This window comes from Providencia rettgeri (genome assembly GCF_001874625.1).
Lineage (GTDB): Bacteria > Pseudomonadota > Gammaproteobacteria > Enterobacterales > Enterobacteriaceae > Providencia > Providencia huashanensis.
In genome coordinates this window covers 3,928,981-3,952,348 of sequence record NZ_CP017671.1, presented here as the reverse complement: position 1 = coordinate 3,952,348, position 23,368 = coordinate 3,928,981, and the positions used below count along the sequence as shown (strand labels likewise).

The window sequence follows — 23,368 nt, the reverse complement described above, 5'->3', positions numbered from 1 at the left end:
GGCTGAATTTTAACTATTATTTAGCATGGGTGTGTCACTAGCAAAACTAGGCATTAACCTAATTGGAATTATCCCTTGGCAAAACTTTTATTGCCATTAAAAATGGGAATAAAAAAGGAAAATTGTATGGCGATAAAGCTCATTGCTATCGATCTTGATGGCACGTTATTAAATACTCATCATCAAATTAGTGATAATGTTCAAAATGTTCTTCAACAAGCTCAAAGAAATAATATACATATTATCCTTGCATCAGGCAGGCCTTACTCAGGAATACAACCTTATTTACAACAGTTAGCTTTAGATAAGCCTGGTAACTACTGTATTAGTAACAATGGTAGTGTTATTCACGATGCTTCTAACGGTAACCACCTTATCGATTTTTTATTAGATATTGATGATTATAAAAAAATTTATGCTCAAACTGAAGAGTTAGATCTTTCATTACATGCTCTTGGAGATAATAAAATCTTCACTGCAAATAAGATTATTGGTTTTTATACGACACATGAAGCTTATCTTTCGAATACGTTAATCCATTATGTCCCAATGAATGAAATGCCTACTAATATCTTATTTACTAAATTGATGATTTCTTCTGAAGAGAACTATTTATCGAGTATTATCAAAAAAATACCATCTTCTTATTTTCAACAGTACACTTTAGTCAGAAGTACCCCGTATTTTTTAGAAGTGTTAAATAAAAATGCGAATAAGGGCTTGGCAATACAAGCACTGGCACAACAATTGGATTTACATAAGTATGAAATTATGTGCATTGGTGATCAAAATAATGATCTGCCTATGTTTGATGTGGCTGGAACTTGTATTGCGATGGAAAATGCAACCGATGAATTAAAGTCACGGGCTACTGGTGTGACAAGCTGTAATGATACTGATGGGGTTGCAAGGGCGATAGAAAAATATGCCCTATAAGGTTTCTTTTTCATTAAAAACCGAGTTTAGCGTTGCCACTCGGTTTTTAATTTTACTCTAATTTATTATTTCTTAATTTCCATGAATTTCTTTTAGTATCCCTTTCATTTTCCCTAACGAATGCGATAGGTGAATTTTATAGGCATCACAAAAATAGTTTTTTCGAGGAAGCCCTTTCGAGTCAATTAAAAAACGATGCTTTGGGCAACCGCCATGGCATAGTGGCTTAAACTTACAGGTTAAACAGTCTTGGCTGATCTTCTCTTTTTTTAGCGATGAAAAACGTTGATGATTTTCTGATCCCAACATATGAGAAATGCTATCGACCATCAAGTTGCCAATTTTATTTTCAGGATAAACAAAGTGATCACAAGAATAAATATCGCCATTGGCCTCGACAATTAAATTTGCTCCGCAAGTTTCACTCGTGACACAGCTGCTTGGGAATCCAAGGCTTTGGCTCATAGTCTGTTCAAAATTCATGACAAAGACTTTACCAATGTCATTTTTTTGCCAGTGGTCAAACAGGGTATTTAAAAAATGGCCATATTCTGCGGCGTTGACTGACCAGTCTGTCACTTCCGCATTTCCTGTAAATTCAGGGGAAATGAGTGATAGCCCTTCCGTCGTTGTTTGTTGTGCCTGCCGTTCAACTACTGGGATAAACTGCATGTAATAGCTGCCAATACTCTTTAAAAACTCATAAATTTCAATCGGCTTTTTTACGTTATAGTTATTTACAACGGTTAGCGTATTAAAGTCCACCCGGTATTTATTGAGTCTCTCGATACTGGCAATTAAGCGATCAAACGTGCTTTTTGCTGATCGTGTTAGTCGGTATTGATCGTTACAAGATTGATCGCCATCGATGGAAACCCCTAATAAGAAATTATGCTGTTTAAAGAATTGGCACCAGTCATCATCAAGGTTTAAAGCATTTGTTTGAAATGAATTATTGATCCTTTTCTTACCTGCATATTTTTGCTGAAGTGCAACAGCTTTTTTGTAGAACCCTAGTCCAAGTAAAGTCGGCTCGCCACCTTGCCAAATAAAATCAATTACATCAGTAGGTTGCTGCTCAATATTAGTGCGAATGTATTGATCTAGAACCTCATCATTCATTCGCCATTGGTTTTTTCTATTAGGATAAAGTTTTGATTTTTCTAAATAGAAGCAATAAGTACAATCAATATTGCACACTGAACCAGAAGGTTTAGCCATTAATTGGAAATTTGGGTTTGCATTACTCATGCCTTACGCCTCTACTTATTAAAATGATAAGATTATTTTTTGTTGAGAATATTTTTATATTCTTTCACTTTTTCTTCAGGTGCATTCCAATCACCATCGAATACAGTATAGGTAATATAGCCTTTATCAAGGTATCCAGTATCAGAATTATCATTTCTCATTTTTAATGCTTCAGGGTTAATAACTTGTTTAGCTTTTCCTTCAGCAGTTATTTCATATAAAATTTGTGGTGAAACCGCATACTCGTTTTCAACAAATTTTACGCCTTTAATTTTATCTTTAGGTAATGCGGGGTAATTAATACTCAACCCAGATCTAATGGGTAGCACTGTCTCACCAGGTATCCATTTTTTATTTAAATCATCAACTAGCTCAACAACATAAGTGACTGAATCAGGCCAATACTTCTGAGTGCTAGGCCAACCTGATTTCATTTCTTCTTCAGTCATGATGTAGCCAATACTAGCCGCAATGGCTGGGTAGCCTAAGCGTACGGCACGCGATGCAGCTGATACCGTTCCTGAATTTAATTGTGATGTTCCCGTGTTTGGCCCATCATTAACCCCTGAAATAACTAAGTCAGGCGGTGTTTCTCGTAATAACGCCTGTAAACCAAAATCCAGTGAATCAGCAGGTGTACCAGGGAAACAATAAGTGCGCTCATTTATTTTTTTTATATCGAACTCTTTGCCTGCTTTAAATGTAATTGCAGTACCAATTCCGCTTTGGTTGGTCGAAGGGCCAACTAGCCAAACATCATAACCTTTTGCATCTAATTGCGATTTTAATTCAGTGAGACCAAATGCTTCACATCCGTCGTCATTAACTAATAGAATACGCATTTTATCGTTACTAGCTTGGGCTTGAAGTCCAAATAAAGATAATAGGCTAATAGCTAAAATTGTTTTTTTCATTTTTTACCTCTATGTGTGTTCAGCAGTACTAAAATATATTAAATTTATAGTCAAAAATAATATCTACGGCGATAGCATTTCTACGAATATAGTGCCCGTTATCATCAAAAACAGGTTGAACTCTATTTCCTTCAGCTTGGTATAGCCAAGCTTTAGTTAATTTAGTAAATACCGTAAAGTTTTTTAAACTCGGATCATTCGGTTGCCATGCATTAATAAGATTAAGCTCACCAGTTTTAATTTTGTTATTTTTAAAATCAAACTGGCCGTAATTTAATTGTATTGCAGAATAAAAATCTTCAGCATATTTATAGTCAATGAGGCCAGTGAGGGCGAGTTCACCATCTCGCTGGTAATGATAAGCGGCTGAAGACATAGGGTCTAAACGCCAACGAGCGTTTTTAACTGGATGCCTGTCAAAATAACCAAGCGAACCATTATTTTTAGCCGCATCGGTGTATCCAACACCAACTTTCATGCCTAGGCTGTCATATTGCCATTTGACGGTTCCTTCATATACCCACGAGCTGCCATTTGCAGCTTGTCGTGATGCCGGCATATTTTTATACATTTCCTGAGGGACATTACCAACGGCTCGAAAACCAAGAGTAATGTCGGAATATGGCATATAGTTAAAATCAATAAAATGGCGATCGATATAGTCTTTAGCATATCCGTAATTATAGGTCGCTTTCAGTGCTTTAGTTTTATAGTTGAGGCCACCTGCTGCAATATACTCAACAGATTCATTATTTCTGCTACGAAGATTTTCTTTGTTAGGAGAAAAACGTTCCATAACACTATCAACGTACAATGTATCGATTGAGAAATCATGGTAAGTAAGCGTGCCCGTATAACCTAAATAGCTATTTTGTGCCGATTCATAAGGGCTTTTTAATACCGTATACATATGTGCGGGTTGCCAGCCATATCTTGCTTTATAATTTATCCCTTGTTCATCACCTAAATGCAACTTGATATTGCGCTTATTAAATTTTGTGAAACCTTTGGCATTTGATGATTTAAATCCAGGGCCATCATTCCATAATAGGTCGCGGCTAGCAAAATAATCACTGGCTCCTAATTTAGTCACAGTAGTGTAAGAAATATCGAAACCCAGAGTTTCCTTCCATAAGCCTGATTCATAATTTAGCCCGATGGTTTGAGCCCAAGCTGTATGAATATACGTTGGACCAACTTCGTTTTCATTCAGATATTTTAGTCTATTCCGAAGGAATAACTCTAGTTTGCTATCTTTTATTAATGGTTCATTTAGGGTATCAGCCAGCTTATATTCCTGGGCTTTTAATACTGAGGAAAATAATATAGGGATGAGTAGTGAGCCTTTTAGTAGTCGACTTATTTTCATATACCAACCTTTATTTATTAGTATTTAATTTTTATTGTTAATTTTATTTTTATAGATTAATTGACATTGAGTTACTGAGCAGAAATTTTAGGTAAAAAAAAACCTGAATTTTTATACGTTTTAAAGACGCATAAAAATTCAGGTTCTTGCCTAGTCAAGCTAGTAACACACCATTCGCTATATATTTAAAACGGGTTGATTTTTTTTACAATATTAATTTATGAGAACTGTGATCTGATACCTGTTTTTATAAATATATCTGCTATGTTAAATCTGCAGTAATTTAATTGTAACTACATGAATTTATTTTTTATATTTAATTATTTTCATTTTTTTATATTCGTTTCTAGGTAAATAGTAGGTTTTATTTGACACTAATCACAACTATTCTTATTTAAATAATTTGGTTATATGAGACCTTGATGTTGTTCACAAAAACCTAAATTATAGATTGTGAATTTAATTTATTTTGATTAGATAGATATACTTTGGGTGTGTTACTAGCTTGACTAGGCAAAAACCTGAGACTTATAGCGTTGCAGTTATAGGTCTCAGGTTTTTTTGTTTTTATACCTTTCATTAAAAATATAAGTTAGCACTTTTCGTTAGCGAATGTCTTATAAGCGAGGCTTTATGTTTAACAAAGAAAAAAGAAAAATTAAGAAACAGTTTCTTTCGCGGCTACCACATAAGCACAAAATACTTAGTCAGTGTGTGAGTGCTGCATTTGGTGGTGCATTGCTACTGTCAACATCAGTTACTGCCAGCGCTGCTACGGATAACGTTGTGGCGGCTAAAAAGCAGCCGAACGTGATTCTAATTGTGCTTGATGATGTTGGGTTTGCTGATTTTGGGGCATTTGGTTCAGAGATTAAAACGCCAAATATTGATGCATTAGCTGAATCTGGGGTTCGTTACAACCGTTTTGATACCAGTGCTATCAGTGCTCCAACACGAGCAGCTATTGTGACTGGGCGTAATAACCAAACCGTTAATATGGAAGATTTACCGCCTGATAACGTCAATGCACCATCGAAAGAAACACCTAAAGGTTCAGGACCTGCCACCAGTGGGGAAATTCCTGAAAATGCACAAAACATTGCACAAGCGCTGAAGTCTGCGGGTTACGATACCTATGCGCTAGGCAAGTGGCATTTAGCACCAAACTATAAAGATGATTTAGCGCGTAGTCAAAGTTTTTGGCCAAGGCAGCGGGGATTTGATTATTTTTATGGTTTTTTAAGTGGCCATACAAATCAGTATAAACCAGCACTAGTTGAAAATAATCAAAAGATTACACCACCTAATAACCCTGAATATCATTTGTCGGTTGATTTAGTTGATCATGCGATTCAACGTATTGACCAAAAATCAGAGCAGCCGAAGTTTATTTATTTGGCTTTAGGAGCCGCTCACTCACCTTATCATGTACCAAAATCATATATCCAAGACTACAATGGCAAGTATGATCAAGGGTGGGATAAGCTACGTTTAGACCGTTTTGAGAAACAGAAAAAACTCGGTGTTATCCCGGCAAATACAATTTTGCCGTCAAGGGAAAAAGGGGATGCCGCATGGGATTCATTAAATGCTGAGCAGAAAAAAGTCTATGCGAGGTTTATGGAAACCTATGCAGGTTTCATGACGCATACGGATGAACAAATTGGCCGTTTAGTGGATCACTTAAAAGAAACAGGTCAATACGATGATACGCTAATTATTCTATTATCTGACAATGGAGCCGCACCAGAAGGCGGAGTTAATGGCGGTTTTAGAACAGCATATATGGATAAAACCACGGTTAAGGAAATGTATGATAACCTTAACGATGCGGGTGGACCAAAAACGGATATGTTGTATCAACGCCCATGGGCATATGCGGGTGCCACGCCATTTAAGCGTTATAAATTGTGGCCTTATTTAGGAGGGATTCGCACACCTCTGATTGTTTCATGGCCAAGTCAGATCCAAGAACCAAATAGTATTCGTTCCCAATATGTCAGTGTGATTGACATTGCGCCTACTATTTTAGACGCTGCTGGAACCTCGTTTGCCACTGAAATTGATGGCGTTAAACAAGTTCCTGTTGCTGGAAAATCATTCTTAGCTACATTGAATTCTGCTGATGCAAAAACACGTGATGTTCAGTATTTCCAATTACGTAGTCAAAGAGCGATCACCCAAGGTGACTGGCGTGCAGTTGCATTACACCGCTATAACACTAGCTACGATGATGACCAATGGCAGTTGTTCAATACAGCTGAAGATTTTTCTGAATCAACCGACTTAGCGAAAAAGTACCCAGAAAAATTGAAAGAGTTACAGCAATTATGGTGGGATGAAGCGAGAAAATACAGTGATCCTGCTGTTGTCGACCCATCCGAGTTTTTCTATAACTTCAACCGTATGGAAGATGGTTTTATCAGCGATTAAATAAGTAAACTCATTTTTTAGCTAAAATAGCCACAAAAGTTGTTTTGTGGCTATTTCTATTGAGCGTGTATTGTTAATATTTTTCTATACTTTTTTGATCTTAAGTGAAGTTTTCTTTAACTATTAGCGTGAAAATATACCCTTAGTAATAAAGAGGGTGTGTAAGTGGAAAACGGAATACAGCTTCGTATAAAAGGTAAGGTTCAGGGGGTAGGGTTTCGGCCATATATTTGGCAACTTGCTCATCAATGCCATCTTTATGGTGACGTTTGTAATGATGGTGAAGGGGTGCTAGTTCGTTTATGTGCAGGCACTAATTTAAGCGAGTTCATACAATTACTACATCAACACTGCCCGCCTTTAGCACACATTGAAAGCGTACAATCAAGTTCATTTCAATGGCAGATATTACCTGAGAGCTTTACTATTCGCCGTAGTGGCGAAGGCCGAATGGATACACAAGTGATCCCCGATGCGGCAACTTGTGATGCGTGCTTGCAAGAACTTTTTACTCCCTCAAATAGGCGTTTTCATTACCCATTTACTAACTGCACCCATTGTGGTCCAAGGTTTACCATTATCCGCCATATGCCGTACGACCGACCAAACACGGCAATGGCTAACTTCCCATTATGCGCACATTGTTTATCTGAATATCAATCACCAGCCGATAGGCGCTTTCATGCTCAACCCAATGCTTGTGCGCAGTGTGGTCCAGAAATTAAGCTTTGCGATGGTTTAGGGCAAACTTTAGCGCAAAAAGAGGATGCTCTGTTATTGGCAACGGAGCAAATATTGCTTGGCAAAATTATTGCAATAAAGGGGTTAGGCGGTTTTCATCTAGCTTGTGATGCGACGAACGATGACGCGGTGAAACAATTACGCCGACGTAAACGGCGGCCTACAAAACCGTTTGCAGTGATGGTCCCGTCCATAGGTTGGCTAGAGGATAAAAATATAAAGGTTAACAATGGGTTAAAGGCATTATTAAAAAGTCCTGCGGCACCTATTGTCTTAATTCATAAATGGGCGAATAACTCACTGAGTGCAGCGGTTGCTCCTAAACTGACAGAGTTAGGTGTGATGTTACCTTCCAACCCTTTACAGCACCTATTGATGGCAAAAGTGAAACGGCCATTAATTATGACTTCTGGTAATGCCTCTGGAAAACCCCCCGTATTAACTGAGGCTGACGCATTTACTGATTTAGCGAATGTCGCTGACTTTTGGTTGACACATAACCGAGACATTGTGCAGCGAGCTGATGACTCCTTAGTCCGTTACCACGATGGGCAGGCTGAAATGTTAAGGCGTGCAAGGGGTTATGTCCCTGATGCATTGGCCTTACCTAAAGGGTTTGAAAATGCGCCCTCAATACTCGGTTTAGGTGCGGATCTAAAAAATACTTTTTGCTTGTTGCGGGGCAATAGTGCAGTGATGAGCCAGCATTTTGGCGATCTTGATGACATGGATATTTGCCAACAATATCAAGATACGATTACTTTATTTGAGTCAATTTATCGCTTTATACCGAGTGTCATTGTGGGGGATATGCACCCAAACTATGTGAGTTACCGTTACGGAGAAACATTGGCGCAACAACGACAAATTCCCTTCATTAAGGTACAGCATCACCATGCTCATATCGCTGCTGTAATGGTAGAACATGGCTTGCCGTTAGATGGTAGTAAAGTGATTGGCTTAGCCCTAGATGGCTTAGGTTATGGCGATGATAATCGACTATGGGGAGGGGAATGTTTATTAGTCGATTACAACACTAGCCAGCATTTAGGGGGGCTACCGCCAGTAGCGCTACCCGGAGGTGAATTAGCATCGCGGCAGCCTTGGCGCAATTTATTGGCCCATTGGTTACAGTTTGTTCCACAGTGGCAGCAACAGGAAATGGCATTGCAGTTAAAGGAATTTCCTTGGCAGGGTTTGCAAAAAGCGATTCAACGAGGAGTTAACAGCCCCGTAGCTTCATCGGTAGGTCGGTTGTTTGATGCAGTTGCCGCTGCGTTAGGGATTTGTACGGCGGCGACCAGTTGGGAAGGGGAAGCTGCATGTCAGCTCGAAGCATTAGCTTCGCAATGTGATGTTATGACGCACCCAGTCAGTATGCCTTTAATTGGCCAGCAATTGGATTTAAAAACGTTTTGGCAACAATGGGTTGCTTATCAAGCCCCTAAAGTGCAGCGTGCCCATGCATTTCATGTTGCTCTAGCACAAGGTTTTGCCGAACTTGCTAGAAAGTCAGCTCACCAATATGGTATTCACCGGATAGTGCTGTCTGGAGGGGTTATTCATAATCAGTTATTAAGGCAGTTGCTGGTCAGTAATTTGAACGAATTTGATGTACTGTATGCTAAACAATTACCCATGGGGGATGGGGGGTTATCATTAGGGCAAGTAGCTATTGCAGCAGCAAGATTAAAAGTTTAATTGAATATAGATACGATGATAATGAAATTATATAAGTGGATGGTAATATCTTCTTATACACCCATATTCTATTATTATCTTTATTATTTTTTGATATTGATTCTTATTTACTTTATTTCTCTGTATTAAAAATAGGCTTTTTATTAATACGCAAATTTCGGTTAATTAATTTAATTTAAAATAATGGTTTTCATTATCCTTATGAAAATAAATAAATTTTATATTTAAATTAATGTGATATGTAGCGCAATATTGAATTAAACAGACTATTTGTTTCTATGGTTATATTTTTTAATCCTCACGAACTGAATCGATTTTTCTAACAAATATATAAAAAAGATAAATTTTCTTATTACCTATTGATAAAGATCAAGCGATAAAAAGCAAGTAGGAATAGGATCTTGTTTTATATTTATGCATCAGGTTACTTAAATAAGAACTTATTTCATTAGGCATGGTTTTATTTTCAATCTTACGGTAACAATACTAGCCAAAGGCGTATGCACATTAGGGCATAGGCGTGGTGGTATTTATAACCTCAAGATAATAAACAAAATTTGCCTAATGAATAGGTTCTAAGCCACCCATAATAATAGGAAAAAAGAATGATAGGAGATAACTCTATTATTTCTTCTCATGGTATAAACCGCCGTGATTTTATGAAGTTATGTACAGCATTGGCAGCAACAATGGGGCTAAGCGCGAATGCGGCCGCTCAAATTGCTGAATCTATTAGTGACCCATCACGTCCCCCCGTTATTTGGATTGGGGCTCAAGAGTGTACGGGCTGCACAGAGTCTTTGCTGTGTTCTACTCACCCCACCTTGGAAAACTTAATTCTTGATACGATTTCACTGGAATACCATGAGGTATTGTCCGCCGCTTTTGGAGAACAGGTCGAACAGAACAAGCATGCTGCGATAGAGAAGTATAAAGGCAAGTATGTATTAGTCGTTGATGGTTCTATCCCATTGAAAGATGGTGGTATTTACTGCATGGTTGCAGGAAAACCGATTGTTGAGCATATCCGTGAAGTGGCTGAACATGCGGCGGCGGTAATTGCTATTGGTTCTTGTGCATCATGGGGCGGTGTTGCGGCTGCTGGGGATAACCCAACAGGTGCAGTTGGCCTCAATCAAGTAATTAAAGATAAAACGGTTATTAATATCCCTGGTTGCCCACCAAACCCACATAACTTCCTTGCGACAGTTGCTCATTTAATTACCTTTAACAGACCTCCAAAACTAGACAGTAAAAATCGCCCAATGTTCGCGTACGGTCGATTAATTCATGAACACTGTGAACGTCGTCCTCACTTTGATGCGGGACGCTTCGCAAAAGAGTTCGGGGATGATGGTCACCGTGAAGGTTGGTGTTTATACCATTTAGGTTGTAAAGGGCCCGAAACTTACGGTAATTGCTCCACATTACAATTTTGTGATGTCGGTGGCGTGTGGCCAGTGGCAATTGGTCATCCTTGCTATGGTTGTAATGAGGAAAATGTGGGTTTTCATAAAGCTATCCACCAACTTGCGAGTGTTGAAAACCCAACACCGCGTGCGGACAAGCCTGATGTGAATAACCGTGAAGGTGGGCAAATATCATCAACCGCAGTGGGGTTAATTGGTGGCGTTGTAGGGCTAGTGGCTGGTGTGAGTGTGATGGCTGTGCGTGAATTAGGTCGTCAAAAACGCCAACAAGATACTGACTCACGGGGAGAATAACCGTGAATAGACGAAATTTTCTTAAACTCTCCGCTGGGGGAGCACTATTAGCTGGTAGCTCGCCTAGTTTAGCTGGGGCAGAGAACCGGCCGCCAATTCCGAATTCTCTTGGGATGCTGTATGACTCGACGCTATGCATTGGTTGTCAGGCTTGTGTCACTAAGTGCCAAGATATTAACCACCCTGAGCGCAACCCTGTTGGGGAGCAAACGTGGTCAAATAACGACAAACTGACCCCTTATACCAATAATATTATTCAGGTCTGGAGTAGCGGGACTGGGGTTAATAAAGATCAGGAAAAAGACGGCTACGCTTACATCAAAAAACAATGCATGCATTGCGTTGACCCTAACTGTGTGTCGGTTTGTCCTGTTCAAGCATTAAAGAAAGATCCGAAAACAGGCATTGTCCATTACGACGCTAGTGTGTGTACCGGTTGCCGTTATTGCATGGTGGCATGTCCATTCAATATTCCTAAATATGCCTACGATGACAAATTTGGTGCAATTCATAAATGTGAGCTATGTAACCAAAAAGGTGTAGAGCGTTTAGATAAAGGGGGGTTACCGGGGTGTGTAGAGGTTTGCCCTACAGGAGCAGTGATTTTCGGTACGCGTGAAGAACTGCTGGCAGAAGCAAAAAAACGTTTAACACTCAAAGCAGGGGATGAATACGGTTACCCTCGCCAAACTTTGCATAGTAATGACCCGAATGTCATTAAAGTACCTAAATATGAGTCGCACATATATGGCGAGCTTGAAGGTGGCGGTACGCAGGTGATAGTGCTTTCAGGGGTGCCTTATCAGAATCTTGGGTTACCTGAACTAGACCAGCTTTCTACCGGCGCTCGCTCTGAATATGTGCAGCATACCCTTTATAAAGGCATGGTGTTGCCATTAGCCGCACTAGCAGGGCTGAGCTTCTTGGTATACCGCAATACCAAGAATGACAAACACGAAGGAGATGACTCAAATGACGACGCATCATAAAGAACAGCCGCTCGGTGGGCGTTTAGTCAGTTGGCCAATAATGGTCTTTGGGCCGTTGGTTCTAATTTGTGTCATTCTGATTATAAAACGTCTGGTTTTTGGACTCGGTTCCGTTTCTGACTTAAATGGCGGCTATCCATGGGGAATTTGGATTGCTTTTGATCTGCTGATTGGTACAGGGTTTGCTTGTGGCGGTTGGGCACTGGCTTGGGCAGTGTACGTATTTAATCGCGGAGAATATCATCCGTTGGTACGTCCTGCATTACTCGCTAGTTTGTTCGGTTATTCGCTTGGTGGTTTATCGATAACTATCGATGTGGGGCGTTACTGGAACTTACCTTATTTCTATATTCCCGGCTTCTTCAATACCAATTCGGTGCTGTTTGAAACGGCAGTATGCATGACGATTTATATCGGGGTCATGGCCTTAGAGTTTGCCCCAGCATTGTGTGAGCGTTTTGGTTGGAAGGTCTCGTTAAAACGCTTGAATAAAGTCATGTTTTTCATTATTGCATTAGGAGCCTTGTTACCCATGATGCACCAATCCTCAATGGGGTCATTGATGATTTCTGCGGGATATAAAGTTCATCCTATTTGGCAAAGTTATGAAATGCTGCCGCTGCTCTCGCTGTTGACCGCGTTCATTATGGGTTTTTCGATTGTTATTTTTGAAGGTTCATTGCTGCAAGCTGCCTTAAAGGGGCAGGGGGCTGACGAGCGACCATTATTTGTGCGATTAACGCAAATTCTGCAAGTGCTCTTGATATTGTTCTTAGCCTGCCGATTTGGTGAGTTGATTTACCGCGAAAAATTACATCACATTTTTAATGGTGATTTTTACGCCATGATGTTCTGGATAGAAACCGTGTTAATGGTGATCCCTCTGGTTATTTTCCGTATTCCATCGCTGAGAAATGACTCGCGTTGGTTATATATCAGTGGGTTGAGCATGTTAATCGGGGCGGCAATGTGGCGGATGAGCTACTCCCTTGTCGCGTTCAATCCGGGGGGCGGTTACGACTACTTCCCAACAACAGAAGAACTTTTAATTTCAATAGGTTTTGTGGCAATTGAGGTATGCGCTTATATCTTATTGGTCCGCTTACTACCTGTTATCCCAGCATTGAAAAAAACAACGATGAGCCATTCACAGGCCCGAGGTAAAGCATGAGCCAACGTATAACAATAGATCCAGTCACTCGTATCGAAGGTCACTTACGCATTGATTGTGAAATTGAAGATGGAAAGGTCACTAAGGCTTGGGCTTCAGGCACTATGTGGCGCGGTATGGAGGAAATCGTCAAAGGGAAAGACCCTCGTGATGCATGGATGATCATGCAGCGTATTTGCGGGGTTTGTACGACTGTCCACGGTATTGTATCTGTCCGCACGATTGAAAGCGCTTTGAATATTGATGTACCTGTTAATGCGCAGTACATCCGTAATATGATTTTAGCCGCGCATACTATTCAAGACCATATTGTCCATTTTTATCAGTTATCTGCATTAGATTGGGTGGATATCACCTCCGCATTAAATGCCGACCCAAATAAAGCCGCTGAAATCTTAAGCGGTATTTCAACTTGGCCGCTCAATAGCGCCGCAGAATTTACACGCGTGCAAGATAAAATTAAAAAATTAGTCGCAAGTGGTCAATTAGGCATTTTTGCTAATGGTTATTGGGGGCACCCAGCGATGAAATTGTCGCCAGAGGTAAACTTAATTGCGGTGGCTCACTATTTACAAGCCCTTGAGTGCCAAAGGGATGCAAACCGTATTGTGGCATTGTTAGGGGGGAAAACACCGCATATTCAAAACCTTGCTGTTGGTGGTGTGGCAAACCCAATCAACCTTGATGGGGTTGGTGTACTTAACCTTGAACGCTTGATGTATGTGAAATCTTTTATCGATCGTTTGGGGGATTTTATTGAGCAAGTGTACAAAATCGATGCGGCTGTTATTGCTGCGGGTTATCCTGAGTGGTTAGAAGTTGGTCAAGGTGCTCAAAATTATATGTGCATGCCTGAAATGCCAATGGATGGTAAAAATGGTAGCTTCTTATTGCCCGGTGGTTACTTAGAAAATAGTGACTTTAGTACTTATCGCCCAATTACCAGCCATACAGATGAGTATTTGATCAATGGTATTAAAGAAAGTAGCAAACATGCATGGTACAAAGAAAACGAACCACAAGCGCCATGGGAAGGAACCACTAACCCTGACTACACTGGTTGGGATGATGACGGTAAATATTCATGGGTAAAAGCACCGACTTTCTACGATAAAACTGTTGAAGTGGGACCGTTGGCAGACTTATTGTGCAAACTGGCAGCAAAACATGAGCCAACGGAAAAACATTTTAACGATGTAGTGAACCTGTACCAAACTCTGTCAGGTAACAGTATTAGCATCGACCAACTGCATTCCACATTAGGTCGTATTATTGGTCGTAGCGTGCGTTGCTGTGTATTGAATGAAACGTTGTCGATTCAGTGGCAAGCGCTGGTGGATAACATCGGCAAAGGGGACTTTACCACCTTTGTTAAACCGAACTTCCCAGAAAATGCCACCATCAAAGGGGTTGGCTTTGGGGAAGTACCTCGTGGGCTACTTTCCCACTGGGTGGTTATCAAAGACGGTAAAATTGAAAATTACCAAGCCGTTGTGCCATCGACATGGAACTCAGGCCCACGTAACTTTAACGATGAACCGGGTCCGTACGAACAAGCCCTTGTGGGAACACCCGTTGCTGACCCAACAAAACCTTTAGAAGTAGTCAGGACCATTCACTCCTTTGACCCTTGTATGTCTTGTGCTGTACATATTGTGGACACTGAAGGTGGTGAAGTCACTAAGGTTAAGGTGCTGTAATGCGTATTTTAGTCTTGGGTGTTGGCAATATCTTATTGAGTGACGAAGGGATAGGTGTGCGTATAGTGGAAGCGTTAGAAGAACGTTATCACTTGCCCGAATGTGTAGAAGTGCTAGATGGTGGTACTGCTGGTATGGAATTGATCGGCCCAATGGCCGACCGTGACCATTTGATTATTGCGGATGTGGTGTTATCGAGCCAGCAGGCTGGCTCAATTTTAGTACTACGCGATGACGAAGTGCCCGCATTATTTACCCGAAAAATTTCCCCTCATCAACTTGGTCTATCAGATGTGCTATCGGCTTTGCATTTAACGGATGAATTCCCCCAACGTCTAACCTTAGTCGGTGTGGTACCTGAATCCCTTGAACCGCATATTGGCTTAACGTTAACGGGGCAAGCTGCCCTTGAGCCCGCGTTGAGAAAAGTGGTTGAAGTGCTGCGCAGCGAAGGCCTAGAGGTGATTGCCAAAGAAGAGAGTTTACATGTCTGATGATATTAAAGGCTATGAAGCCAATCCCCGGCCTCTTGTTGAGGCCGCATTTCAGCGTGTTGTAGAGCAATCGATGCATGATTTATCTTTTTTACATCCGACTATGCCTGTTTACGCCAGTGATTTTGTCTTGTTTGAACATCAATGGGTAGGCGTTGTTATCACTCCATGGATGTTAAGCGCTGTTATTTTGCCCGGCCCTGAACAATATTGGCAGCGGCGTAGTGTGGGGGACAAATTAGGGTTAATTCTGCCTTACGGTGAAATGACTTACACCGTAGGGGAACTTGAGGGGTTAACGCAATATTTGGCTTGCTCTTTAATGTCACCATTAGATAAAGGCTTGAGCATTGAGCAAGGTATTCACCTTGTGGATGATTGCCGCCGGATTTTGCTGTCATTGCCTGTTAGCGACCCAAATATTCCGCAATCACCTGCACGTCGCGCTTTATTTGCTCGTCATTTGAAGGGGGCATAATGCATGAGGTTGCTCTGTGCCAAAGCACAGTAGACATTATTGAGCAGCAAGCCAAGCTAAATGCGGTAACACGAGTTTCAGGGGTTTGGTTAGAAATTGGAGCGCTCTCTTGTATTGAAGAGGGGGCTTTTCGCTTTTGTTTTGATATTGCTTGCCGCGGTACGGTGGCGGAGGGGTGTCAACTTCATGTTATCCATACTCCTGCGCAGGCTTGGTGTTGGGATTGCAGTAAAATGGTGGAAGTCGAAAGCCACCAATCAGGCTGCCCGCAATGTCAGAGTTTTAATTTAAAGGTTGAGAATGGCGACAGTTTACGCATCAAAGAGCTCGAAGTTGAATAGTTTTTCAGGTTGGGTTTGAGGTGCATCAACCAGTCTCAATGGATTATGTATTAACCTAATTTAACAATCTCATTGTTGGGAGTGAAACTTATGTGTAGTACTTGTGGGTGTGCTTCAGGGGAGCGCAAGATCGAGGGCGATGACCCTCATCACGACCATAATCATCACCATGACCACCCTCATGATCATCATCACGACAATGATCACCATCATGGACACGATCATCATGATCATGGGCTTTCGCACCAAGACGATAACCAAGGGCAAACGGTTATTATCCATCATCATTATTACCATCAAGGTGATGTGCATAATCACTATCACCAATATGAACCGGCTCCCGTCGAGGCGAAATCAAAAAAACATAAACATAAGCATAAGCACAAACATGTTTATCAAACTCTAGAATCAAGCTTTAAACCTGCGGGGGAGCATCACGATCTGGATTATGGCCACGGGGAGGCAGGGACTCATGCACCGGGGATTAGTCAAAAACGCATGCTGCAAATCGAAATGGATGTATTAGATAAAAACAATCATCTTGCAGAGCATAACCGTGATGGGTTTAACCAAAAAAATATTTTAGCGTTAAATTTAGTTTCCAGCCCCGGTTCGGGTAAAACAACGTTATTAACTGAAACCCTATTAAAAATGCGGGGCAAAGTAAATTGCGCAGTCATCGAGGGGGATCAGCAAACCACCAATGATGCGCAGCGTATCCGTGAAACGGGAGTACCTGCTATTCAAGTGAATACAGGTAAAGGTTGCCATTTAGATGCACAAATGGTGCATGATGCGGCCGCACGTTTAGGTCTAGAAGATAATAGTTTGTTATTTATTGAAAATGTGGGGAATTTAGTATGCCCTGCAAGTTTTGATTTAGGGGAACGTCATAAAGTCGCAGTGCTTTCGGTAACGGAAGGGGAAGATAAACCCTTAAAATACCCACATATGTTTGCGGCTGCAGACATTATGTTACTGAATAAAATCGACTTACTGCCTTATTTACATTTTGATGTGGACGCTTGTATTGCCAATGCCAAACAAGTGAATCCAAACATCCAAGTGATCCAAGTCTCTGCGACGCAAGGAGATGGTATGGACGCATGGCTAGCGTGGCTGGAGACTCAGTTATGTGCTTAGGCATTCCGGGAAAAATTGTCGCAGTGGGTGAAGATATTCACCAATTGGCGCAAGTGGATGTGTGTGGTGTAAAGCGGGACGTTAATATTGGTTTAATTTGTGAAGGGGAAACTTCAGATTTATTAGGCCAATGGGTATTAGTACACGTCGGCTTTGCCATGAGTATCATTAATGAAGAAGAAGCACAATCGACGTTAGATGCCTTAACGGCAATGAGCCAATTAGATCATGAAGTGAGCGATTTTAGTGGGTTAACAGTAGGAGACTCTGATGCAGTACGTCGATGAGTTTCGAGACCCAACGTTAGCGCAGGCATTATTAAGCCATATCCGTAAACGAGTGAGTGACATTCCACAAGCGAAGTTCCGCCCATTACAACTCATGGAAGTGTGCGGCGGCCATACCCATGCTATTTTCAAATTTGGTATTGACCAACTTTTACCTGATGAAATTGAATTTGTGCATGGGCCGGGCTGCCCTGTCTGCGTATTACCGATGGGGCGTATCGATGGCTGCATTGAAATTGCGGAGCGCCCAGAAGTGATTTTTTGTACTTATGGGGATGCCATGCGAGTGCCTGGTCAAAAAGGCTCATTATTAGATGCCAAAAGACGTGGGGCTGATGTACGTATTGTTTATTCTCCTCTTGATGCGCTAGCGTTAGCTGAACAGCAGCCTGAACGCCAAGTGGTTTTCTTTGGCTTAGGCTTTGAAACCACCATGCCGAGTACGGCGATCACCTTGCAGCAGGCAAAACGCCGTCAGCTCAATAATTTTACGGTATTTTGTCAACATATTACTATTATCCCAACGCTTAAAAGCCTGTTAGAACAACCTGATGTACGTATTGATGGCTTTTTAGCACCGGGGCATGTCAGCATGGTGATTGGCTCTCAGCCTTATCAATTTATTACGGATGACTTTCATAAACCGCTGGTGGTAACGGGGTTTGAACCACTTGATATTCTGCAATCCATAGCGATGCTTGTTGACCAACTTGCAGATGGCCGCTGTGAAGTAGAAAACCAATATAAGCGTATTGTATCTGATCATGGCAATATGTTGGCATTAAAAGCATTGGGTGATGTTTTTGAATTAAAAACAACGAGCGAATGGCGTGGACTTGGGGAGATTGCGGGTTCAGGTGTTCAGCTCTCGAAAGCTTATCAAAGTTTTGATGCAGAATTACGTTTCCAAATACAGCCTCATCAAGTGGCTGATGATCCGCAAGCTCGTTGTGGTGATGTCTTAACGGGGCGTTGTAAACCGAATGAATGTGCTCTATTTGGCAAACGTTGCACGCCTCAAACAGCATTTGGTGCATTAATGGTTTCTTCAGAAGGCGCTTGTGCGGCTTATTATCAATATCGTCGGGAGGCATAAATGAGTCGTGATGTTAACAATGTGGTGACGATGGCACATGGGAGCGGCGGGCAGGCTATGCAGCAACTGATAGAACAGTTGTTTTTGCAGGCATTTGCCAATCAAGCACTTAATGAAAGGGAGGACCAAGCGCGGTTATCATTGGCGGAGTTAACGGCTTTAGGTGACCGTTTAGCTTTTAGTACTGACAGCTATGTGATTGATCCTATATTTTTCCCTGGTGGCAATATTGGTAAGCTTGCCGTGTGTGGTACGGTTAATGACGTAGCGGTGAGTGGCGCTATTCCTAAATATCTTTCTTGCGGTTTTATATTGGAAGAAGGTTTCCTTCTATCTGAATTACAAACTATTGTTGAATCCATGGCAGCAACAGCTGCCGCCGCAGGCGTAGAGATTGTGACCGGAGATACTAAAGTGGTGCAGCGTGGAGCTGCCGATAAAGTCTTTATTAACACTGCTGGTATTGGGGTGATCCCAAGTGAGATCCGTTGGGGGGCCCAGCAAATTCAAGCGGGTGACAAGGTAATAGTGAGTGGCACTTTGGGCGATCACGGCGCAACCATCTTAAACTTACGAGAACAGCTTGGTTTGGAAGCTGAGCTAAATAGTGATTGCGCGGTATTAACGCCATTGATTGAACCACTGCGCAATATTGAGGGGGTCCGTGCATTACGGGATGCCACCCGTGGCGGGGTTACTGCTATTTTGCATGAATTTTCACAGGCCAGTGGGTGCGGAATCGCGGTGAATGAAGGGGATTTACCCGTTTCTTCTGCTGTTAGAGGGGTTTGTGAGCTATTAGGTTTAGAGCCACTTAACTTCGCTAATGAAGGTAAATTGGTGATTGTGGTTAAACCTGACGCAGAAAGCGCAGTACTCGGTGCGTTGCGCAGCCATCCATTAGGCGAAAATGCTGCTACCATTGGTTGTGTCACAGAGCAAAAACAAGTGAAATTAGTCGGGGTTTTTGGTGCCTCAAGGCTATTAGATTTACCACACAGTGAGCCATTACCACGTATTTGTTAATCAGATGCCCTATAGGCAAAAAACTATAGGGCAAACTAACAGACTAACGCCTTAGCATACCTTTATCGATAATAAACTCGATAATGGTCTCTAAGCCTACTTTTTTCTTCAAGTTGGTGAAAACATAAGGTTTGATTGGGCGCATTCTTGCGGTATCTGCTTCCATAACCTCTAATGATGCCCCAACATACGGAGCGAGGTCTATTTTATTGATCACCAATAAATCAGAATGGGTAATACCCGGGCCGCCCTTACGTGGGATTTTTTCCCCTTCAGCGACATCAATAACATAGATCGTTAAATCGACGAGCTCTGGGCTAAAAGTTGCACTTAGATTGTCGCCACCGCTTTCCACAAAGACGACATCGAGGTTTTTGTGGCGCATTGCCAGTTCCTCAACTGCCGCAAGGTTCATGGAGGCATCTTCACGAATGGCAGTGTGAGGGCAACCGCCTGTTTCTACGCCGATAATGCGGTCAGCGTCTAAGGCTTCTGCACGCGTGAGTATTTTTGCATCTTCTTGGGTATAAATATCATTGGTGACGACCGCAATTTGGTAGGTATCGCGCATCGCTTTACATAAAACTTCGAGTAATGCCGTTTTTCCTGAGCCTACTGGCCCACCGACACCAATTCGTAGGGGTTGGTTATATTCTTGCATTGTATATTTCTCATGAACGAAAAAGTCGTGTGTATTGGGTTTCATGCCGACTACTGGCAATAATTTGGGCAGGAGTAAAACTGCCGATATCTTCTAAAGGCCAAGTGGCTGATTGCGCGACAATGGTTGGGATGCGTTCTGTCAGGGTAAATAGGATGTTCTGTCCAGCACTTTGCCCAAGAGGGATTAGCTTAACACCAGACATGACGGTGTTTTCCAGCCAACCCCATGCATAGGCACTGCACAGCTTTTCAATATCAATATTCCAACTGACTGCCGCAAGAGCAAACGCCATTAACTGTGTTTGCTTAACGCAGGTCTGTGTGGTTGTATCAAGCTCAATCCCTAGCTGAGGTAGCAAGCGGGCGAAAGCAATACCTCGCTGGCGCTCCTCTAAGCGTAGCTCCTTCGTTTCACGGCTGGCGATCATAAAATCACACCAATAGGTAACTTTTTCTATATCGGAACATAGCAAATGTGTATGAATTTGCCGCAAAACAGGAAGTTCTAATGTCGCAATTGCGTGGGTCATTTGTGCTGTTAACCAGCTTGCAAGAGTATCCGGCGTGGTGACCCAGCCGTTTTCAATCGCCCATTCCAAGCCTTGGGAATAAGTGAATGACCCAACAGGTAAAGAGGGACTGACAAGTTGATATAAGCGCAAATCTGCTAACATGGATAAACTTCTCCAGTGTTATTAATGGTGGTGATGTTCATCGTGGTCATGTTGATGGTGATGATGATGCCCACCGGATGACCCACCATAAGCCCCCGGCTCAGGTTGGTATTTTTCCAGCCCCACACTGACCGTTGCACCTAATCCACGGGCCATATCATCTAACACATGGTCGTGAAAATAACGGCACCAACCCGCTTCAATTTGCAGAGGAACGTGGCGGTTGCCTAAGTGATAGCAAACACGCGCCAACAGCAGTGGGTCATCACTGTAAACCGTCGAAACTTGCTCTTTTGCGGCTTCGATAGTGACGAATTCCCCAGTTTCCGTGGCTAATACATCACCTTCCTTAAGTATTGTTCCACGGGGAAGGAACAACCCCGCTTCTTGTCCATCACTTAAGGTGACTTTTAAACGGCTCTTAGTGCGCTCATCCATGGTTAAACACAATGATAATAAATGCATATCAGGTGCCTCATGGTTATCTATAACTTTAATAAATTTCTTCATGCACTGGCTCTTCAATTAGGGGTCAGAATAAAAAGTAACGTTGTGCCATGGGGAGTTCAGTGGCTGGCTCACAAACCAATGGAATACCATCAGCTTTGACAATGTAAGTTTGTGGGTCGAGCTCAATATGAGGCACATAGTTATTGTGGATCATGGATGCTTTGGTGATGTTACGGCAGCCCTCAACTCGGCCAATTTGACTTTGTAAGCCTAGTTTCTCAGGCACGCCTGCATCGATACCGGCTTTCGACATAAAAATCATCGAAGTGTGGTATTTGGCTTTACCTAATGCGCCAAACATTGGGCGGTAATGGACAGGTTGAGGCGTTGGAATAGCCGCATTAATATCCCCCATAGGGGCATAAGCCACCATGCCACCCTTCATAATCAAGGCCGGTTTAATGGCAAAAAAGGCAGGGTCCCACAACACGATATCCGCGAGTTTACCTTTTTCAATCGACCCGACTTCATGGGCAATGCCATGGGCGATAGCGGGGTTAATTGTGTATTTAGCGACATAGCGTTTAATTCGGTTATTGTCACTTTCCGGTGTATCCCCTTCTAGGGTGCCACGCTGCAATTTCATTTTATGAGCGCATTGCCAAGTGCGAATGATAACCTCGCCAACACGCCCCATTGCTTGCGAATCAGAGGACATGACAGAAATTGCTCCCATGTCATGCAAAATATCTTCTGCTGCAATGGTTTCACGCCGAATTCGCGACTCGGCAAAAGCGACATCTTCAGGAATAGAAGGGTCGAGATGATGGCAAACCATCAACATATCCAAATGTTCGTCCACCGTGTTGATGGTATACGGCATAGTTGGGTTGGTTGAAGCGGGTAGAATATTGGGCTCACCCACAGATTTGATCACATCAGGGGCATGACCACCCCCAGCACCTTCAGTATGGAATACGTGGATCACTCGTCCAGCAATGGCTTTGACGGTTTCCTCATAAAACCCACCTTCATTTAAGGTATCTGAGTGGATAGCGACTTGCACATCCATTTCATCTGCGACATTTAGGCAGTTATCAATTGCCATTGGGGTTGCGCCCCAGTCCTCATGGATTTTAAGGCCAATTGCACCTGCTTCGATTTGTTCGCGGATAGCTTCAGGTTTGCTTACGCAGCCTTTACCAAACAGGCCCACATTGATGGGTAACTCGTCTACTGCTTCTAACATGCGGTACATGTTCCAGATACCGGGCGTTACTGTCGTCGCATTGGTACCAGCTACAGGGCCCGTTCCACCGCCTATAAATGTAGTAACTCCAGATACCAAACCTTCTTCTGCTTGCTGTGGGCAAATGAAGTGAATATGGGTATCGACACCGCCTGCGGTAATAATTTTACCTTCACCGGCAACCACTTCTGTTCCCGGGCCAATAACAATATCTACGTTGGGTTGAACGTCAGGGTTACCTGCTTTACCAATACCGGCAATACGGCCATTTTTAATACCGATATCTGCTTTGACTATCCCCCAATGGTCTAAAATAATGGCGTTGGTGATTAGGACATCAACACATTGGTCACTCGTGACTTGGCTTTGCCCCATGCCGTCACGGATGACTTTACCACCGCCAAATTTAACTTCCTCACCGTAAGTGGTGAAATCTTTTTCGATCTCTAAAAATAACTCGGTATCTGCTAAGCGTAAGCGGTCACCTGTTGTTGGACCAAACATATCAGCGTAAGCTTGCCGTGAGATAGTTTTCATT

21 protein-coding genes are annotated in these 23,368 nt (G+C 42.2%); 14 read left to right on the top strand and 7 right to left on the bottom strand.

The window, feature by feature from the left end; translation table 11 throughout:
- Positions 1–75 precede the first annotated feature (75 nt).
- Positions 76–936, top strand: a complete 861-nt coding sequence (yidA, locus tag RB151_RS18260) for a sugar-phosphatase (RefSeq protein ID WP_225833052.1) — start codon at positions 76–78, stop codon at positions 934–936.
- Positions 937–1,008: 72 nt separating this feature from the next.
- Here the strand turns inward: yidA and RB151_RS18255 are convergent, their stop codons facing one another.
- From RB151_RS18255 to RB151_RS18245, 3 genes are read right to left on the bottom strand one after another with little or no spacing between them, the layout of a single operon-like run.
- Entirely contained in the window at positions 1,009–2,187 is a 1,179-nt protein-coding gene (locus RB151_RS18255) for an anaerobic sulfatase maturase (RefSeq protein ID WP_071548600.1), read from the bottom strand.
- Positions 2,188–2,219: 32 nt separating this feature from the next.
- Entirely contained in the window at positions 2,220–3,101 is an 882-nt protein-coding gene (surE, locus tag RB151_RS18250; RefSeq protein WP_042846133.1) for a 5'/3'-nucleotidase SurE, read from the bottom strand.
- Positions 3,102–3,129: 28 nt separating this feature from the next.
- On the bottom strand, positions 3,130–4,470 hold the full coding sequence (locus RB151_RS18245) for a hypothetical protein (protein ID WP_042846131.1): 1,341 nt from the start codon (positions 4,468–4,470) through the stop codon (positions 3,130–3,132).
- Between the two features lie 612 nt (positions 4,471–5,082).
- Here RB151_RS18245 and RB151_RS18240 point away from each other — a divergent pair.
- The 13 genes from RB151_RS18240 to hypE all read left to right on the top strand — a co-directional run bounded on the left by RB151_RS18240 (position 5,083) and on the right by hypE (position 19,794).
- Positions 5,083–6,903, top strand: a complete 1,821-nt coding sequence (locus RB151_RS18240) for a sulfatase-like hydrolase/transferase (protein ID WP_071548599.1) — start codon at positions 5,083–5,085, stop codon at positions 6,901–6,903.
- A gap of 165 nt (positions 6,904–7,068) precedes the next feature.
- Positions 7,069–9,345 carry a carbamoyltransferase HypF gene (hypF, locus tag RB151_RS18235; RefSeq protein WP_071548598.1) on the top strand — a complete coding sequence of 759 codons (2,277 nt, stop codon included), beginning with the start codon at positions 7,069–7,071 and terminating at the stop codon, positions 9,343–9,345.
- Positions 9,346–9,950: 605 nt separating this feature from the next.
- Complete coding sequence (gene hybO, locus RB151_RS18230; RefSeq protein ID WP_042846126.1) at positions 9,951–11,069, top strand: hydrogenase 2 small subunit; 1,119 nt, start codon at positions 9,951–9,953, stop codon at positions 11,067–11,069.
- A 2-nt stretch (positions 11,070–11,071) separates the two neighbouring features.
- Positions 11,072–12,058 (top strand): hydrogenase 2 operon protein HybA, encoded by a 987-nt coding sequence (hybA, locus tag RB151_RS18225; RefSeq protein ID WP_048606208.1) that lies wholly within the window; start codon positions 11,072–11,074, stop codon positions 12,056–12,058.
- The gene (hybB, locus tag RB151_RS18220) at positions 12,042–13,229 is read left to right on the top strand and encodes a Ni/Fe-hydrogenase cytochrome b subunit (RefSeq protein WP_042846124.1); all 1,188 of its coding nucleotides are present in this window, start codon (positions 12,042–12,044) and stop codon (positions 13,227–13,229) included. Before hybA ends, hybB begins: the two co-directional genes overlap by 17 nt.
- Positions 13,226–14,929 carry a hydrogenase 2 large subunit gene (gene hybC, locus RB151_RS18215; protein ID WP_042846122.1) on the top strand — a complete coding sequence of 568 codons (1,704 nt, stop codon included), beginning with the start codon at positions 13,226–13,228 and terminating at the stop codon, positions 14,927–14,929. Before hybB ends, hybC begins: the two co-directional genes overlap by 4 nt.
- On the top strand, positions 14,929–15,423 hold the full coding sequence (locus RB151_RS18210; protein WP_042846121.1) for a HyaD/HybD family hydrogenase maturation endopeptidase: 495 nt from the start codon (positions 14,929–14,931) through the stop codon (positions 15,421–15,423). The genes hybC and RB151_RS18210 overlap by 1 nt, the downstream gene beginning before the upstream one ends.
- Complete coding sequence (hybE, locus tag RB151_RS18205) at positions 15,416–15,901, top strand: hydrogenase-2 assembly chaperone (protein ID WP_048606210.1); 486 nt, start codon at positions 15,416–15,418, stop codon at positions 15,899–15,901. Before RB151_RS18210 ends, hybE begins: the two co-directional genes overlap by 8 nt.
- Positions 15,901–16,242, top strand: a complete 342-nt coding sequence (gene hypA / locus RB151_RS18200; protein ID WP_042846119.1) for a hydrogenase maturation nickel metallochaperone HypA — start codon at positions 15,901–15,903, stop codon at positions 16,240–16,242. Before hybE ends, hypA begins: the two co-directional genes overlap by 1 nt.
- Before the next feature lie 90 nt (positions 16,243–16,332).
- Entirely contained in the window at positions 16,333–17,385 is a 1,053-nt protein-coding gene (gene hypB / locus RB151_RS18190; RefSeq protein ID WP_042846118.1) for a hydrogenase nickel incorporation protein HypB, read from the top strand.
- On the top strand, positions 17,376–17,672 hold the full coding sequence (hybG, locus tag RB151_RS18185) for a hydrogenase maturation factor HybG (protein WP_042846117.1): 297 nt from the start codon (positions 17,376–17,378) through the stop codon (positions 17,670–17,672). Before hypB ends, hybG begins: the two co-directional genes overlap by 10 nt.
- Positions 17,656–18,768, top strand: coding sequence for a hydrogenase formation protein HypD (gene hypD / locus RB151_RS18180; RefSeq protein WP_071548597.1), 1,113 nt, complete (start codon positions 17,656–17,658; stop codon positions 18,766–18,768). The genes hybG and hypD overlap by 17 nt, the downstream gene beginning before the upstream one ends.
- Positions 18,769–19,794: a hydrogenase expression/formation protein HypE gene (gene hypE, locus RB151_RS18175; protein WP_071548596.1), complete on the top strand. Its 1,026-nt coding sequence runs from the start codon at positions 18,769–18,771 to the stop codon at positions 19,792–19,794.
- Positions 19,795–19,837: 43 nt separating this feature from the next.
- On the opposite strand, the gene ureG is transcribed toward hypE, so the two are convergent.
- The 4 genes from ureG to ureC are packed head-to-tail and all read right to left on the bottom strand — an operon-like array spanning position 19,838 to position 23,367.
- On the bottom strand, positions 19,838–20,455 hold the full coding sequence (ureG, locus tag RB151_RS18170; RefSeq protein ID WP_071548595.1) for an urease accessory protein UreG: 618 nt from the start codon (positions 20,453–20,455) through the stop codon (positions 19,838–19,840).
- Between the two features lie 10 nt (positions 20,456–20,465).
- On the bottom strand, positions 20,466–21,131 hold the full coding sequence (locus RB151_RS18165) for an urease accessory protein UreF (protein ID WP_042846114.1): 666 nt from the start codon (positions 21,129–21,131) through the stop codon (positions 20,466–20,468).
- A gap of 21 nt (positions 21,132–21,152) precedes the next feature.
- The gene (gene ureE, locus RB151_RS18160) at positions 21,153–21,641 is read right to left on the bottom strand and encodes an urease accessory protein UreE (RefSeq protein WP_071548594.1); all 489 of its coding nucleotides are present in this window, start codon (positions 21,639–21,641) and stop codon (positions 21,153–21,155) included.
- Positions 21,642–21,663: 22 nt separating this feature from the next.
- Positions 21,664–23,367 (bottom strand): urease subunit alpha, encoded by a 1,704-nt coding sequence (ureC, locus tag RB151_RS18155; protein WP_048606220.1) that lies wholly within the window; start codon positions 23,365–23,367, stop codon positions 21,664–21,666.
- Position 23,368: the final 1 nt, after the last annotated feature.

Coding starts and splice junctions, on each gene's coding strand:
- surE (WP_042846133.1), bottom strand. CDS start 3,101: ATGAAAAAAACAATTTTAGCTATTAGCCTATTATCTTTATTTGGACTT.
- hybB (WP_042846124.1), top strand. CDS start 12,042: ATGACGACGCATCATAAAGAACAGCCGCTCGGTGGGCGTTTAGTCAGT.
- hypE (WP_071548596.1), top strand. CDS start 18,769: ATGAGTCGTGATGTTAACAATGTGGTGACGATGGCACATGGGAGCGGC.
- hypD (WP_071548597.1), top strand. CDS start 17,656: ATGCAGTACGTCGATGAGTTTCGAGACCCAACGTTAGCGCAGGCATTA.
- RB151_RS18245 (WP_042846131.1), bottom strand. CDS start 4,470: ATGAAAATAAGTCGACTACTAAAAGGCTCACTACTCATCCCTATATTA.
- hypB (WP_042846118.1), top strand. CDS start 16,333: ATGTGTAGTACTTGTGGGTGTGCTTCAGGGGAGCGCAAGATCGAGGGC.
- hybG (WP_042846117.1), top strand. CDS start 17,376: ATGTGCTTAGGCATTCCGGGAAAAATTGTCGCAGTGGGTGAAGATATT.
- ureC (WP_048606220.1), bottom strand. CDS start 23,367: ATGAAAACTATCTCACGGCAAGCTTACGCTGATATGTTTGGTCCAACA.
- ureE (WP_071548594.1), bottom strand. CDS start 21,641: ATGAAGAAATTTATTAAAGTTATAGATAACCATGAGGCACCTGATATG.
- RB151_RS18210 (WP_042846121.1), top strand. CDS start 14,929: ATGCGTATTTTAGTCTTGGGTGTTGGCAATATCTTATTGAGTGACGAA.
- RB151_RS18255 (WP_071548600.1), bottom strand. CDS start 2,187: ATGAGTAATGCAAACCCAAATTTCCAATTAATGGCTAAACCTTCTGGT.
- hybC (WP_042846122.1), top strand. CDS start 13,226: ATGAGCCAACGTATAACAATAGATCCAGTCACTCGTATCGAAGGTCAC.
- ureG (WP_071548595.1), bottom strand. CDS start 20,455: ATGCAAGAATATAACCAACCCCTACGAATTGGTGTCGGTGGGCCAGTA.
- RB151_RS18165 (WP_042846114.1), bottom strand. CDS start 21,131: ATGTTAGCAGATTTGCGCTTATATCAACTTGTCAGTCCCTCTTTACCT.
- hybE (WP_048606210.1), top strand. CDS start 15,416: ATGTCTGATGATATTAAAGGCTATGAAGCCAATCCCCGGCCTCTTGTT.
- hybO (WP_042846126.1), top strand. CDS start 9,951: ATGATAGGAGATAACTCTATTATTTCTTCTCATGGTATAAACCGCCGT.
- hypA (WP_042846119.1), top strand. CDS start 15,901: ATGCATGAGGTTGCTCTGTGCCAAAGCACAGTAGACATTATTGAGCAG.
- RB151_RS18240 (WP_071548599.1), top strand. CDS start 5,083: ATGTCTTATAAGCGAGGCTTTATGTTTAACAAAGAAAAAAGAAAAATT.